General features: G+C 66.3%; 15 protein-coding genes and 1 pseudogene. 12 read left to right on the top strand and 4 right to left on the bottom strand.

The genetic code is table 11. The features are described 5' to 3' along the window. Nucleotides 1-26 precede the first annotated feature (26 nt). The 5 genes from argH (at nt 27) to ACQR0U_RS31645 (ending at nt 4,192) form a co-directional block, all read left to right on the top strand. Nucleotides 27-1,418 carry an argininosuccinate lyase gene (gene argH / locus ACQR0U_RS31665; protein ID WP_315826620.1) on the top strand — a complete coding sequence of 464 codons (1,392 nt, stop codon included), beginning with the start codon at nt 27-29 and terminating at the stop codon, nt 1,416-1,418. Nucleotides 1,419-1,501: 83 nt separating this feature from the next. Next, nucleotides 1,502-1,795, top strand: coding sequence for an LPS translocon maturation chaperone LptM (gene lptM / locus ACQR0U_RS31660; protein ID WP_315718142.1), 294 nt, complete (start codon nt 1,502-1,504; stop codon nt 1,793-1,795). Between the two features lie 275 nt (nt 1,796-2,070). Continuing rightward, entirely contained in the window at nt 2,071-3,336 is a 1,266-nt protein-coding gene (lysA, locus tag ACQR0U_RS31655) for a diaminopimelate decarboxylase (RefSeq protein ID WP_434843708.1), read from the top strand. Between the two features lie 233 nt (nt 3,337-3,569). Further along, nucleotides 3,570-3,866 (top strand): type II toxin-antitoxin system RelE/ParE family toxin, encoded by a 297-nt coding sequence (locus ACQR0U_RS31650; RefSeq protein WP_315826622.1) that lies wholly within the window; start codon nt 3,570-3,572, stop codon nt 3,864-3,866. 2 nt (nt 3,867-3,868) lie between these two features. Beyond that, the gene (locus tag ACQR0U_RS31645) at nt 3,869-4,192 is read left to right on the top strand and encodes an addiction module antidote protein (RefSeq protein WP_315826623.1); all 324 of its coding nucleotides are present in this window, start codon (nt 3,869-3,871) and stop codon (nt 4,190-4,192) included. Nucleotides 4,193-4,308: 116 nt separating this feature from the next. On the opposite strand, the gene ACQR0U_RS31640 is transcribed toward ACQR0U_RS31645, so the two are convergent. The 3 genes from ACQR0U_RS31640 to ACQR0U_RS31630 all read right to left on the bottom strand — a co-directional run bounded on the left by ACQR0U_RS31640 (nt 4,309) and on the right by ACQR0U_RS31630 (nt 6,626). Then, a complete protein-coding gene (locus ACQR0U_RS31640) occupies nt 4,309-4,863 on the bottom strand; it encodes a hypothetical protein (RefSeq protein ID WP_316204202.1) in 555 nt (184 codons plus the stop codon). A 111-nt stretch (nt 4,864-4,974) separates the two neighbouring features. Next, the gene (locus ACQR0U_RS31635) at nt 4,975-5,361 is read right to left on the bottom strand and encodes an NUDIX hydrolase (protein ID WP_316192054.1); all 387 of its coding nucleotides are present in this window, start codon (nt 5,359-5,361) and stop codon (nt 4,975-4,977) included. Between the two features lie 278 nt (nt 5,362-5,639). After that, nucleotides 5,640-6,626, bottom strand: a complete 987-nt coding sequence (locus ACQR0U_RS31630; RefSeq protein WP_434872391.1) for a zinc-dependent alcohol dehydrogenase family protein — start codon at nt 6,624-6,626, stop codon at nt 5,640-5,642. Nucleotides 6,627-6,758: 132 nt separating this feature from the next. On the opposite strand from ACQR0U_RS31630, the gene ACQR0U_RS31625 reads away from it, so the two are divergent. The 7 genes and pseudogenes from ACQR0U_RS31625 (at nt 6,759) to ACQR0U_RS31595 (ending at nt 13,516) form a co-directional block, all read left to right on the top strand. Further along, nucleotides 6,759-7,613 carry a LysR family transcriptional regulator gene (locus tag ACQR0U_RS31625; RefSeq protein WP_434872390.1) on the top strand — a complete coding sequence of 285 codons (855 nt, stop codon included), beginning with the start codon at nt 6,759-6,761 and terminating at the stop codon, nt 7,611-7,613. A gap of 97 nt (nt 7,614-7,710) precedes the next feature. Continuing rightward, nucleotides 7,711-7,974: pseudogene (locus ACQR0U_RS31620) on the top strand (N-acetyl-gamma-glutamyl-phosphate reductase); the annotation flags it as partial. A gap of 121 nt (nt 7,975-8,095) precedes the next feature. Next, nucleotides 8,096-8,497: a hypothetical protein gene (locus tag ACQR0U_RS31615; protein WP_434843705.1), complete on the top strand. Its 402-nt coding sequence runs from the start codon at nt 8,096-8,098 to the stop codon at nt 8,495-8,497. A 139-nt stretch (nt 8,498-8,636) separates the two neighbouring features. Further along, nucleotides 8,637-9,020: a hypothetical protein gene (locus ACQR0U_RS31610; protein ID WP_434872389.1), complete on the top strand. Its 384-nt coding sequence runs from the start codon at nt 8,637-8,639 to the stop codon at nt 9,018-9,020. 15 nt (nt 9,021-9,035) lie between these two features. Continuing rightward, nucleotides 9,036-9,416, top strand: a complete 381-nt coding sequence (locus ACQR0U_RS31605; protein WP_434872388.1) for a hypothetical protein — start codon at nt 9,036-9,038, stop codon at nt 9,414-9,416. A 130-nt stretch (nt 9,417-9,546) separates the two neighbouring features. Further along, complete coding sequence (locus ACQR0U_RS31600) at nt 9,547-9,915, top strand: hypothetical protein (protein WP_434843703.1); 369 nt, start codon at nt 9,547-9,549, stop codon at nt 9,913-9,915. 970 nt (nt 9,916-10,885) lie between these two features. Further along, nucleotides 10,886-13,516, top strand: coding sequence for a TIGR02302 family protein (locus tag ACQR0U_RS31595; RefSeq protein WP_434872387.1), 2,631 nt, complete (start codon nt 10,886-10,888; stop codon nt 13,514-13,516). Between the two features lie 65 nt (nt 13,517-13,581). Here the strand turns inward: ACQR0U_RS31595 and ACQR0U_RS31590 are convergent, their stop codons facing one another. Further along, nucleotides 13,582-14,412, bottom strand: a complete 831-nt coding sequence (locus ACQR0U_RS31590; protein WP_434872386.1) for a MurR/RpiR family transcriptional regulator — start codon at nt 14,410-14,412, stop codon at nt 13,582-13,584. Between the last annotated feature and the right edge of the window lie 9 nt (nt 14,413-14,421).

Below are 14,421 nucleotides of genomic sequence, written 5' to 3'. Positions count from 1 at the left end.
AGCAAGGTCTTGGAAGCGGTTCAGGCATGAGCAACACGATGTGGGGCGGACGGTTCTCGGAGCGTCCCGACGAGATCATGGAGGACATCAACGTCTCGATCGACGTCGATCGCCACCTTTACGCGCAGGATATCGCCGCTTCCAAGGCGCACGCCGCCATGCTCGCCGCCCAGGGCATCATCACCGCGGGTGATGCGAAAAATATGGCTAAGGGTCTAGACACGATTTTGTCAGAGATCACCAAGGGTTCGTTCGAGTTCAAGCGGGCCCTGGAAGACATCCATATGAATGTCGAGAGCCGGCTCTCCGAGCTGATCGGCCCCGCCGCCGGCCGCCTGCACACCGCGCGCTCGCGCAACGACCAGGTCGCGACCGACTTCCGCCTGTTCGTCCGCGACACCATCGACGACATCGACGCGGCGCTCGCCGCCTACCAGCACGCGCTCGCCACCCGCGCGCTCGAATACGCCGGCACGGTGATGCCCGGCTTCACCCATCTGCAGACCGCCCAGCCCGTCACCTTCGGCCACCATCTGCTCGCCTATGTCGAGATGGCCGGGCGCGACCGCGGCCGCTTCATCGATGCCCGCAAGCGCCTCAATGAATCGCCGCTGGGCGCCGCCGCGCTCGCCGGCACCTCGTTCCCGATCGACCGCCACGCCACCGCGGAAGCGCTCGGCTTCGACCGCCCGATGGCCAATTCGCTCGACGCCGTGTCGGACCGCGACTTCGTGCTGGAGACCTTGTCGGCCGCCTCGATCTGCGCCGTGCATCTGTCGCGCTTCGCCGAGGAGATCGTGATCTGGACCTCGCCTTTGGTCGGCCTGATCAAGCTGTCGGACAAGTTCACCACCGGCTCCTCGATCATGCCGCAGAAGCGCAATCCGGACGCCGCCGAGCTGGTGCGCGCCAAGACCGGCCGCGTCATCGGCGCGCTGAACGGGCTGCTGATCGTGATGAAGGGCCTGCCGCTCGCCTACCAGAAGGACATGCAGGAGGATAAGCAGGGCGCGATGGAGGCGTTCGCGGCGCTGTCGCTCGCCATCCGCGCCATGACCGGCATGGCGCTCGACCTCGTGCCGGACGAGGCCCGCATGAAGGCCGCAGCCGGCGAGGGCTACGCCACCGCGACCGACCTCGCCGACTGGCTGGTGCGCACCCTCAAGATGCCGTTCCGCGAGGCCCACCACGTCACGGGCCGGATCGTGGCCTTGGCCGCCAAGCAAGGCGTCGCCCTGCACGAGCTGCCGCTGAAGGCGATGCAGGAGGTCGAGCCGAAGATATCAGCCGAGGTGCTCGGCGTGCTCTCGGTCGAGTCCTCGGTGAAGAGCCGCACCAGCTACGGCGGCACCGCGCCGAAGAACGTGGCCGCGCAGGCCAAAGCCTGGCTGAAGCGGCTGGAAAAACAGCGAAAGTAGGGCTCGCGTTCGAAATTTGATCGGCCCGGCGTGGCACTCCCGCACTCGTCAGGCCGGTGCATTCTCTGTATGGTGCCGCCCGCATGGGGATTTCACACGTGAATCGCGCTCGCCGTCCAACCTCCGCCGCCCGGGTCCTGCTCGTCCTGGGCGCTTCAGCCCTTCTGCTGGCCGCCTGCGGCCGCAAGGGCCCGTTGGACCTGCCGGCCAACTCCCCGCCGGCGCCGCAGATGTCGGCCGCTCCCGCCGACACCGCCACGGATGCCGCCAACAAGCCCGGCCTGTTCAACTCCGGCTACGGCGCCGACGCCGCCCCCGCCGCCACCCGCGGCCAGAAGAAACCCTTCATCCTCGACCCGCTGCTCGACAGCAAATAGAGCTCGAACTCCCTCTCGATCAGCGCTCGATGCCACCCTCCCCTGGAGGGGGAGGGTCGCCTCACGGTGAGCGAAGCGAAACGCGAGGCGGGGTGGGGTGATCTCTCCACGCGCACCGTCCTCGCGGCTTCACCCCACCCCGCTCGCCCGCTTCGCGTGCGATCGACCCTCCCCCTCCAGGGGAGGGTGGCAGCGCGGGTTTGACAATCCGCCCCATTTCCCGGCAATTCGCCGCCACAATCATTCATCTCGCAGCCCGCGCGCGGACCTGACCCATGAACCACTTCGACTACCGCGACGGCGTGCTGCACGCCGAGGCCGTCAATCTCGCCGAGCTCGCCGCCACCGTCGGCACCCCGTTCTACTGCTACTCCACCGCCACGCTGGAGCGGCACTACCGCGTGTTCGCGGACGCCTTCGCCGGCCAGGACGTGCTGATCTGCTACGCGATGAAGGCCAACTCCAACCAGTCGGTGCTGCGGACGCTCGCCAAGCTCGGCGCCGGCGCCGACGTCGTCTCCGGCGGCGAATTGAAGCGCGCGCTGGCGGCTGGCATCCCCTCGCGCAAGATCGTGTTCTCCGGCGTCGGCAAGACCGAGGCCGAGCTGCGCGCCGCGCTCGCGGCCGACATCCACTGCCTCAACATCGAATCCGAGCCCGAGCTCGATCTGCTGGCGCGCCTCGCGGTCGAGACCGGCCACACCGCCCGCATCTCCGTGCGCGTCAACCCGGACGTCGATGCCGGCACCCACGCAAAAATCTCGACCGGCAAGTCGGAGAACAAGTTCGGCATTCCGCTGGAGCACGCCCGCCGCGTCTACGCCCGCGCGGCGAAGATGCCGGGCATCAAGGTCACCGGCGTCGACGTCCACATCGGCAGCCAGATCACCGATCTCGGCCCGATGGAGACGGCGTTCCGCATCCTCACCGAGTTCGTGCAGACGCTGCGCGCCGACGGCCACGACATCTCCCATGTCGATTTCGGCGGCGGCCTCGGCATCCCCTATCACATGGACCGCGCGGTGCCGCCGGAACCCGCCGCCTATGCCGCGATGGTCAAGCGCGTCAGCCACAATCTCGGCTGCACCCTGATGTTCGAGCCGGGACGGATGATCGTCGGCAATGCCGGCATCCTCGTCGCCAAGGTGATCTACGTGAAGCACGGCGAGGCCAAGAACTTCGTCATCATCGACGCCGCGATGAACGACCTGATCCGCCCGACGCTCTACGAGGCCCATCACGACATCCTGCCGGTGATCCAGCCCGCGCCAGGTGCGCCGTCGTTCGTCGCCGACGTCGTCGGCCCGGTCTGCGAAAGCGGCGACTACCTCGCGCTCGACCGCACACTGCCCGAGCCTGCGCCCGGCGACCTCCTCGCCATCATGACATCAGGCGCCTACGGCGCCGTCCAGGCCTGCACCTACAACACCCGCGCGCTGGTGCCCGAGGTGCTGGTCAAGGGCGACCAGTCCGCCGTGATCAGGCCGCGGATCGAGGTGGAGCAGCTGATCGCGATGGACACGCCGGCGCCGTGGCTGTGAGGGGCTGCCGCGCATTGAGCTGACAGCGTTGTGCCCGTCTGCTTCCACATCGTCATGGCCGGGCTTGTCCCGGCCATCCACGTCGTCCGGCATCCTGGGAACGACGTGGATGCCCGGGACAAGCCCGGGCATGACGGAGTAACTCATCGGCAGGCGTTCCTGCCGCGATTGCTCGGTTCAGGCTTGCACATCGTGCTCTTGTGCGTCTGTAATCCATAGATTACATTCCCCAGATGGTCGACGTTCGCGAAACGCCCGGCTTCTCGCGTTGGCTGGCCGCGTTGAGCGATCAGCGCGCTCGTTTGTACATCGTCCGGCGGATCAGCCGGGTGGCCGCCGGAAACTTCGGCGATGCCAAGTCCGTTGGCGGTGCGGTCAGCGAGCTTCGCGTCGACTACGGCCCGGGCTACCGCATCTACTTCACGAGGCGCGGCAAGACCGTCGTCATCCTGCTCTGCGGTGGCGACAAGCGGACCCAGGCGAGGGACATCGAGAAGGCCCAGGACCTCGCGGCGACATTGGAGGATTGAGGATGAAGGTCAGCAAGCTGAAGAAGTTCGACGCCGCCGAGCACCTCCGCACACCGGCCGCCCGCGCGGAGTATCTCAACATCGTGCTTGCCGACGGCGATCCCGCCGAGGTCCGCGACGCGCTCAATCTGGTCGCCCGCGCGCAGGGTATGAGCCAGGTCGCAAAGGCCGCCGGCGTGACCAGGGAAGGGCTCTACAAGACGCTCGGCGAAAACGGCAACCCCGAATTCGCAACCGTCCTGCGCATCATCGCCGCGATGGGAATCCGGCTGACCGCCGAGCCGGCCCAAGCCAAGCCGAATACGAAAGCCGCGGCGTTGCGGTGACGATGAGAGACTGCGGAGAGGGCGGTCTTCTGGTCGGGGATCGAGATCGAGACCTCATTTTCAATTGATGCGCGGGAGTCCGGGCTGTCAGGCAAGCTATCGCCATTGGACTACGGCTATGGTGCCCTTCGGTACGGCCCACGCGGTGAGATGGATTGGTGAGGCCACGGCCGCTCGAAGACCGGGCCCTCGAACCTCGTCCGGCCGTCACATGACTTCACCACGAAGCGGAAGCGGCCGTACATCGGAAAGTTCCTGTCGCAGCCCCGGGCGCATTGGGCCGAACAGGACATGCCGGTCCACGGCTTCGGTCGCAGACCGCGTTCGTCGATCCTCACGCATGTACCGGGCGGTTGGTCGCACGACGCCACGAGCTTGAGCGAGTCGCGATCGAGATCACCAGCGCGCTCGAAGGTGCCGTCGGCGCGCTGCTCCTCGACGATCAGTTCGGAAGCGAGCTCGACCGTTCCATGAGCGCGAAGTTCGAGTTCGCCGAACGTCGGTCCGTTGCGAATTTCGACGGCGGCGTCACCTCCGGCGTCTGCCGCGGGCGCGCGCGCCGGCCAGGCGAGCAGCATGGCACAGCTCAGCAGGCCGATCAGAGCACGCATCGGCGCCGCGATCGTCCTCCGCCTAAGCGCCAACTGCGCGATCGACATGGGCATGGCCATGATGCTCCTGGCTCGCCTGATCATGCGCATGGCCTACGGTGACAGTGCGCCCGATCAAAGGCCAACGCAGCGGGACCCAGGACTTGAGGGCACTGTTGCGCACTCCTCGACTCAGCGCTCGCGGCGCAGGGCCCGCACAGCCTGCTGCGTTGCCAGCGTGAGTGGATTCGGAAGCTCGTGCAAGGCGAACCAGCCGAACGCGGCGTGCTTGTCGGGCTCGGCCAGCCTCGGCTCACCCTTGAAGCCCGAGGCGAGATAGACCGGCGCAACCCAATGTTCGCCCCTCAGCCGGTCGATCTGGTCGACAACGCAGATCAGCCTGAGATCGCCAAGCGTGATGTTGAGCTCCTCTGTCGTCTCGCGCCTGACGGCGTCCTCCACCGGCTCCAGCCAGTCGACCTTGCCGCCCGGCAGGCCCCAGCAGCCGGCCTCCGGGTCGCGAAGGCGCTGGACGAGCAGGATCGCCCCGCCATCAACGATCACAACACCGCAGCCCAACCGAGGCTCGTTCATCGCCATGTGTCGGCCGCTGAATCCATTTCGTCGTTGAGGCGGATCGTAGCAGAATTGATGTGGGAGGCCTTGGCAGTTTCGGATGTCTGGGCGCACTCACTGTCCGGTCTCGTCATTCTGGTGTGGTGCAGTCAACTGCCCGTCCGCCTCACATCCATCCGAAACGGGTCGAGAAAACTGCAGCGTCACCGTAATTCGTCCATGAAGTCGGTCCGGAAGAAGCCCGGCTCGATCGCCGTGTGAGGCTCGTGGGTCGCGCCGGCTCATGCCGCCGCGATGTCGATGGCGATCTTGCCGGTGCCGCCCGTCTTGAGCGCGTCATAGGCCGCACCGACGTCCTCGAGCGCGAACCGGCGTGGGTCGAGCAGCGGCGTGAGCTTGCCGGCTTCCACCAGCTGTGCGGCCTGGGCGAGGATCTCGCCGTGATGCCGCCGTCCCTTGCCGTCGAGCAGCGGCAGCAGCGTGAAGACGCCGGAATAGGTGCCGCCCTTGAACGACAGCGGCGCCAGCGGATGGGTGCCCCAGCCCAGCGACGAGGTGACATGGCCGAACCGCGCGACCGCGGCGAAGGCGGTGTCGAGCGCGCCGACCGTGTCGTAGACGATGTCGAAGCCGCGGCCCGCCGTGATGCGCTCGACGGCGTCGGCGATCGGTTCGTTGCGGTCGATGAAAACAGCGCCCAGGCGCTCGATCACCGGCCGGCTCTCTGGACGTCCCGTTGCGAAAACCGTTGCGCCGAAGGCGAGGCCGAGCTGGACGACGATGTGACCGACACCGCCGGCGCCGCCCAGGACGAGCAGCGTCTGTCCCGGCCGGATGCCGACGCGATCGACCAGACCTTCCCAGGCCGTGATCGTCACCAGCGGCAGGACGGCCGCCTCGCGCATGCTGAGGTTCGCCGGCTTGGCCGCGAGCAGATCCGCGTCGGCGCTGACATATTCGGCCAGCGTTCCCGGGTGGCCGCCGACCCCGCCGACCATGCCGTAGACCTCGTCGCCCGGACGAAACCGGGTGACGCCTTCGCCCGTGGCCTCGACCGTGCCGGCCATGTCCAGGCCGAGGATGGCCGGAGCCGGTTGCCTGGCATGCGCGGCCTGGCCGGCATGGATCTTGGTATCGAGCGGGTTGGTGCCGGCCGCGGCGATGCGGACGAGGACCTCGCCGCGTCCCGGCGCGGGGCGGCTGATCGCGGTGACGCGGAGCGGCGCGCCGGTTTCGTGGAGAATGGCAGCCTTCATCGAGATGGTCATGGCGACCTCCTGTTGTGATGGAGGCATCATCGGCCGTCGTGCCATGAATGGACATCATCGAGTTCGTATGTAATCCATTCAGTTTTGAATGGGCGTCTCGTGTCCGTCGCCCCCGTCGTCGAAAGGCCTCGCATGGAGTGGAGCGACCTGCGGATCTTCCTCGCCATCGCGCGCGAGGGCACGCTCGGCGCGGCCGCGCGCCGGCTCGGCCTGTCGCAGCCGACCATGGGACGCCGCCTGGCGGCGCTCGAAGCGGCCGTGAGCCAGACGCTGTTTCAGCGCACGGCCGAAGGCTTCGTGCTGACTCACGAGGGCACGGCGGTGTTGGCCCACGCCGAGCGGATGGAGGAGGAGGCGCTCGCGTTCGAGCGGCGCCTGGCGGGCGCGCAGGCGCAGCTCGACGGTTTTCTCAGGATCTCGTCGTCGGATTGGTTCGGCCGCCTGATGCTGACGCCGGTTCTGGCCGAATTCGGCCGGCTGCACCCGCGCGTCTGTGTCGAGCTCTTGACCGACGCGCGGCTCTACAGTCTTCCCCGCCGCGAGGCCGATCTCGTGTTTCGCATCCGCGCGTTCGACGAGCCGGAGGTGATCTCGCGCCGGCTCCTGCACATCCCCTATGCCGTGTACGGCCCGCTCGACGGCCCGCAGGCCGTCGAGGGCGATGGCCAGGGGGTCAGGGTCGTCACCATGGACACGGCCTTCGCCGACATGCCCGATGCGCGCTGGCTGGCGAAGCGACTGCCGAAGGCCGAGGTCGCGATGCGCAGCAACAACCGCGACGTTCAGGCCATGCTATCAGCGCAAGGCGCGGGGCTCGCCGTGCTGCCCCGGCCGCTCGGCGACGCGACGCCGGGCCTGCGGCCCGTCGACATCGGCGAGCAGCCGCCGGGGCGGGACACCTATGTCGGCTATCACCGCGATCTGCGCCGGCTCGCCCGGCTGCGGGCGCTGCTCGACCTCGTCATCTCGCAACTGGCGTCCGCGTGAGATACGTTTGACACTGCGGCGCTCTCGATCTCGTCGGCGCTCCGGATCTCGTCCCCCGCGTGCCTCAATTTTTATGCAGTGTCACCGTAATCCAGCGCAGGGCCTCGACGCCGCCCGCCGCTTCTATGCCGACAGCGCCTTCGTCCGCGTCACCGACCAGCCGCCGCAGACCAAATGGGCCACCGGCTCCAACCTCGCCTTCGTCAGCTACGCCGCCGACCCCGACCGCAACCTCGTGATCGCGCTCGGCGTCGTCGACAATCTCGGCAAGGGCGCGGCCGGGCAGGCGGTGCAGAACGCGAACCTGATGTGCGGGCTGCCGGAGACGGCGGGGCTGGAAGGGGCGCCGGTTTGGCCCTAAGGCGGCAAGCGCTTCGATAATGCTGCGCTGCATCAGCGGTTGAGCGCTAGTCACAATGAATATGCCCGCGTAGTGATTGTGATAGACGGTAGTTCATTTGAGCGGCCGAGGGGGGAGCAAGATGAAAGCTATTCACATCATCTGCCGTCGTGAAGGTATCTCACTGCGCAATTTAACCCACTCAAAGAACGAAAAGGGCGTCTACACTTCTAAGTGTTGGGCGCTTCACAAGCGCGACGACCCACAAGAACTCGTCGGCGGCTGGATATATCTCCATCCGACGAATAAGAACTCTCCTTCTGAAGTGGGCGGACTTGTCATCGCCGTGGCAAGCTGCATTAGAGAAGACGCAGCAACGGAAGGAGGCTTTTCCTTTACTTTTCTGCTTCGAGCAGAGGGAAGAGGACAGCACTGGCGCGGAGCCGACCACGGAATGGCGTGGACGGGCGGCATCGTTGAAGCCAACCTGCCGCACGAAGTAGTTGTCTCCACAAAAGCTTCCGGAAATGTCTCGCCTGGATGAGTAACGCCCCCACACACATACACACACACGTCAATCGCGATGAGGGCTGTGCCTGTAGAGCGACGAGTTTTGGAGAGCTGAGTACAATAATTTGGTGAGCAAGAGGCTTATCAGGGAAGCCCTGTCGAGGTGAAGCCGAATGAAATCGCTGTACACGATAGCGCAGTTGATGACCGCAATCGAAGGTTTGTCGGCCCGAACCCCACTCTCCGATGAGCTGCCGCTGCCTACTGGTCACGTCAATTTCCGCAGCCAGTGGCTCGCCTGGTTGAGCGAGTATCTCACGCCGGGCTACTACGATCGAAACAACGCTGTCGACGATGCGAAATGGGCCTACAACCATCTTGGTAATGGCAAGATGATTGTGTGGCTCAACGAGGCGGCCGGTGAGGATTCTCGCATTATCCGCGCAGCTATAGTTGCAATGGAGGAGCGCGAGCCGCCGCAGACTCGAGCAAGCTATGCGCGCCGTGTCCTGCCCTGGGAAAGTGCGGCAGGTCTGCTATTCCGGCCGAAGACGTGAAACGCAGTGCCTTCAATGGTTGCATTGTATACCGCTGGCACGATGCGCTGGACGCTTTGCATTGGCTCCTTCGCTTTCAAGTTCGCTAGATCGGACAGAGGCCGCGCAGCGAACCAGCGCGAATATATTGAATGGGACCGGGCTACGCCTATCCGGCGTGAAATGCTTTGCCCGATAATTTGGGCGGCGCCCTACGGTCTGTTCAATGTCATGAGACGGGCGGTGCCTCTGACGCCGGAAGACCAACAGAAACGTCTCGATTCCGGCGATTTTCCAGACTGGGATTACATGCCGGGTGGGCCGAAAGAGCCGTTTGAATATAAGGAGAGCGATTGGGGCTACTTGAACGGCAGGTTAGTTTCTCTAGACTATGCTGGATGGGATCGCGACGAGTGACGGTATTTCTGTCGCTTTGCTACATGGCAGCGCGGGGTGGTTCTTGCGTGGCCGATCACGCTTCACGGTACTATCAATATGCCTATTCTTTGGAAGATTTCCCACGATCGATTTATTCCCGGAGAAGCCAATGCGGAAATTTAATCCGAAAGCGACCCACCCTGCTCGCGCCATTCAGGCGTGGCAGATACTGATTGGAATGGCAAAGAATAGGCAGACTACCACTTATCAGGGTCTATCTGTTCTAATGTTTGGGAAAGAGGCCGCCGGAGTCTTGGCGCAGATTCTAGGTCATATTGCATTCTACTGTATGGATAATGATCTCCCGCCTCTTACGTCTATTGTTGTTGATAAAGGGCGGGGAACTCCTGGGCATGGTTTTCCTATTGAAGCTCCGAGCCTGGATCAGCGACGCGAGCAAGTTTATGCTTATAATTGGTACGATGTGTATCCACCCTCAGAAGAGGAATTGGCAGTGTCTTACTCCAATCATCAATAGACGCCTGATATGGCGACAGTGCGTTAAGTGGCCTGTTGAGACATGCCTCGATCTCGGCTAACGGCACGGCTCTCGCCGCGTTCGATCTCGACGATCGCCGTCTTCGGTACGGACACGGCGAGCCGCTCACAGCAGATGAAAAATATCGCGCTTCACCCGATCTTCGTTGTTGCGCTTTATCCGAAATCATGCTCTACTCTCCGGCATCCCGTCCCGCTGAGGGGGCGCTTCGCGATCGTCACGGACGTCGGGTGCGGGATGCGGTGGGCGCATTGGGACGCAGCGTGGGCTTGCTCGCGCGGACGAACGATCCCGGTGCGACGACGAAGTCGCGTGGTTCTGGCATCCCGGTGCTGATGCCAAGTGGGCGATGACGTGTCGTCCGCGACGGGGCCAACAAGCCGGTCCCCGGGAAGAGCGCGTATAAGTCGTAACACCATCGCGCAGGGAAGGCCGGGTGATCTCGGCTGAGCCTGTGGTTCTGCCGCGTGCTTTTTGTTGCACGCGGACCATGGGCGCCGGCCGGCGCCCGGTCTTCCCTGCGCCCTCTGTTCGAGGAGGGTGAGATGTCGGGCATCACTCGGGCGCGGATCGCGTCGCGAGAACGACGGTGCTCGTCTCGCCGATGGTTTCTCCGCGGGGATGTTTGATCATGTGCAACGTGACGTTCGCCACGACGTCATTGCGAGGAGCGCAGCGACGAAGCAATCCAGAGTCCCGCCCGCAGCCCCTGGATTGCTTCGCTGCGCTCGCAATGACGGGAGTTTGGGGTGGGCGGCGGGCGTCACACTCGGATGTCGATGTCGTCGGGATGCCCCGCTGTCGTCTGGATGCCCCCGTAGCTTTCCGGGAACCCGGCCGGTCACACTCCCGTGTGAACCGCGGCCGGCGGCGGGAAAGCCCGCGCAGAGCGGGTGCCTCACGGCTGCCTTTGTGCTAGGGTGAACATCCGGGCAACCTGGAGAGATTGTTGAGCGGCATCACCCCCGAGCCGGCCGGGCCGGCAAGCAGCACGCCCGATGGCCTTGCGCATGATGGCCTGGCGCGGCTGAAGCTGGCGCAGGCGCTGAAGCGGGCGCGTCTCGCCATCGCCTGGGAGCGCGGCTGGCCGCATCTCGCCCGGCTGCTCACGGTGGTCGGTCTGTTCCTGATCGTCTCCTGGGCCGGCCTCTGGCTCGGCCTGCCGTTCGCGGTCCGCATGATCGGCGTCGGGCTGTTTCTGCTGCTCCTGCTCGGCGCCGCCGTGCCGATGCTTGGATATCGCTGGCCGACCCGCGACGAGGGCCTGGCGCGGCTCGATCGCGGCTCGGGCATCGCCCATCGCCCCGCCACCGCGCTCACCGACACGCTGACCACCAAGGATCCGATCGCGCACGCGCTGTGGCAGGCGCAGCGCGAGCGCACTTTGGCCTCGATCAAGCGCATCCGCGCCGGCACGCCGCGGCCGCGGCTGTCGCTGCACGACCCCTGGGCGGTGCGCGCGCTGGTGATCGTGCTGCTGGTCGCGACCTCTATCGCGGCCGGCGACGAGCGGGCACTGCGCGTGGCCTCGGCGTTCGACTGGAACGGCGTGCTGACGCCGGTCACGGTCCGCGTCGATGCCTGGGTCAAGCCGCCGCTCTACACGGCGAAGCCGCCGATCATCCTGTCCGCCGCCAACAAGGAAGGCGCGGTGCCGTCGAGCGGCCCGATCGTGGTGCCCCAGGGCTCGACGCTGATCGTGCGTTCCAGCGGCGGCAATCTCGACATCATCACGTCAGGCGGCGTCGCCGAGGCGGCGCCCGGCGAGGTCGCGGTCGGCGAGGCCGCGCCGAAGGGCACCACCGAGAAGCACTACACGATCAAGACCGACGGCACCGTTCACGTCCGCGCGCCCGCAGGGCAGCCGCAATGGGTGTTCGCGGCGACGCCAGACAAGCCGCCGGTCATCAGCATGGCCAAGGACCCCGAGCGGCAGGCGCGCGGCTCGCTGAAGCTGTCCTACAAGCTCGAGGATGATTACGGCGTCACCGAAGCCCGCGCCAAGGTGGCCGCGCGTGCGACGGAGACCAAGCCGGACGCCAAGACTGCCGACACGCCTGCGGTACGGCCGCTGTTCCAGCCGCCGGAGTTTCCGCTGGTGCTGCCGAACGCACGCACCCGCAACGGCGTCGGCCAGACCGTCAAGGATCTCAGCGAGGACCCGTACGCCGGCGCCGACGTCACGCTCACGCTGACGGCCAAGGACGAGGCCGGCAACGAGGGCACCAGCGAGCCGTTCGAGACCAGGCTGCCGGAGCGGCTGTTCACCAAGCCCCTGGCGAGGGCGCTGATCGAGCAGCGGCGTCTGCTGGCGCTCGACGGCAACCGCAACGGCGACGTGTTCACCGCGCTCGATGCGCTGGCGATCGCGCCGGAGCTGTTCACGCCCGAGCCCGGCCAGTATCTCGGCCTGCGCTCGGTGACGCGCCAGCTCGAGGCGGCGCGCACCGACGATGCGCTGCGCGAGGTGGTGGCGAGCCTGTGGGCGCTCGCGGTCACCATCGAGGACGGCAACATCTCCGACGTCGACAAGGCGCTGCGCGCGGCCCAGGACGCGCTGAAGCAGGCGCTGGAGCGCGGCGCCAGCGACGAGGAGATCAAGAAGCTCGCCGAGGACCTGCGCAAGGCGATGGACAACTACATGCGCCAGCTCGCCGAGCAATTGCGCAACAACCCGCAGATGGCGCAGCGGCCGCTCGATCAGAACACCAAGATCCTGCGCCAGCAGGATCTGCAGAACATGATCGACCGCATGGAGCGGCTGTCGCGGCAGGGCGACAAGGAGGGCGCGCGCGAGCTGCTCGAGCAGTTGCAGCAGATGCTGGAGAACCTGCAGATGGCGCAGCCCAACCAGGGCGGCGACAACGACATGGAGCAGGCGCTCAACGAGCTCGGCGACATGATCCGCAAGCAGCAGCAGCTCCGCGACAAGACCTTCAAGCAGGGCCAGGACTCGCGCCGCAACCGCAACAAGCAGCAGGGCGACCAGGACCAGGGCATGGGCGACCTGCAGCAGGACCAGCAGGCGCTGCGCGACCGCCTGAAGCAGTTGCAGGACCAGCTCGCCAAGCGTGGCATGGGCCAGCAGGGCGAAAAGGGACAGAAGGGTCAGAAAGGCCAGAAGGGGCAGCCCGGCCAGCAGGGCGAGCAGGGGGATCAAGGCGACCAGGGCGATTCCGGCGACGGGCTCGACGACGCCGACAGCGCGATGGGCGATGCCGGCAGTCAGCTCGGCGACAACAATGCCGACGGCGCCGTGGAATCGCAGGGCAAGGCGCTGGACGCGCTGCGCAAGGGCGCACAGAGCCTCGCCGAGGCGATGCAGCAGGGCGACGGCGACCAGCCCGGCGACGGCCCCGGCCAGCGCGCCGGCCGCCAGCAGGGCGCGCAGCAGACCGATCCGCTCGGACGTCCGATGCATCCGGGGCGCGACATCGACGATTTCTCGCAGAAGATTCCCGGCGAGATCGACGTGCAGCGCGTCCGCCGCATCCTCGAGGAGCTGCGCCGCCGGCTCGGCGATCAGTCGCGGCCGCAGCTCGAGCTCGACTACATCGAGCGGCTGCTGAAGGACTATTGAGGATGGATCGGCCACGGGAGATCATCCCCGTGGCTCATCGTTGTTTTGACCGGAGGCCGCGCAGTTCAGTAGCGCTTCTCGGACAGGATGCGCGCCGCGTGCTGCAGCCGGTCGACCGAGCGCTCGGTGTCGGTCAGCGCGCAGCAGCTGACCAGCGTGTCGATGATCGCGAGCTGCGCGACACGGCTGCTCATCGCCTCCGGGCGATAGCGCGTCTCGTTGGCGACGGTGTAGAGCAGCACCTCGCAATGCGCCGCCAGCGGCGACTTGCCGAGCCGGGTGATGCCGATGGTCCGCGCGCCCGCCGCCTGCGCCAGCCGCGTCGCCAGCACCGTCTCGACCGTGCTGCCCGAATGCGACACCGTGACGGTCGCGACGTCGGGCCCGGTCATCCCAGCGCTGACCGCCTGGACATGCGAATCGACGATCGCATTGGCCGCCAGCCCGAGCTGCAGCAGCCGGTACGACAGGTCCTGCGCAATCGGCGCCGAACTCCCGATGCCGTAGATCTCGACGCGCCGCGCCTCGCGCAAAAGTCTGGCCGCCTGCGCCAGCGCGTCCATCGACAGCAGCCGCCGCGTCTCCTGCAGCGAGGCGGCATGGGCGGCGAAGATGTGGTCGGTGACCGTCGCCGGATCATCGCCGCGATGCAGGTCCTCCTGGATCAGCCGGACCGGCTCGATCAGGTCCCGCGCCAGCATGATCTTGAGCTCCTGGAAGCCGCGTACTCCCACCCGCCGGCAGAACGACACGATCGTCCCCTCGCTCACGCCGCAGGCTTCCGCGACCTCGGTGATCGACATGTGGATGAACGGCTCCGGCCGCGCGACCACCAGCTCCGCAATCTGCCGCGCCTTTGGCGGCAGCTCGTTCTGCAGCTCCCGAATACGAAACAAGATGCCGTT

The sequence above is a fragment of the Bradyrhizobium sp. HKCCYLRH3097 genome, from assembly GCF_051167875.1.
Classification (GTDB): domain Bacteria; phylum Pseudomonadota; class Alphaproteobacteria; order Rhizobiales; family Xanthobacteraceae; genus Bradyrhizobium.
This window is presented reverse-complemented; position numbering and strand designations above follow the sequence as displayed.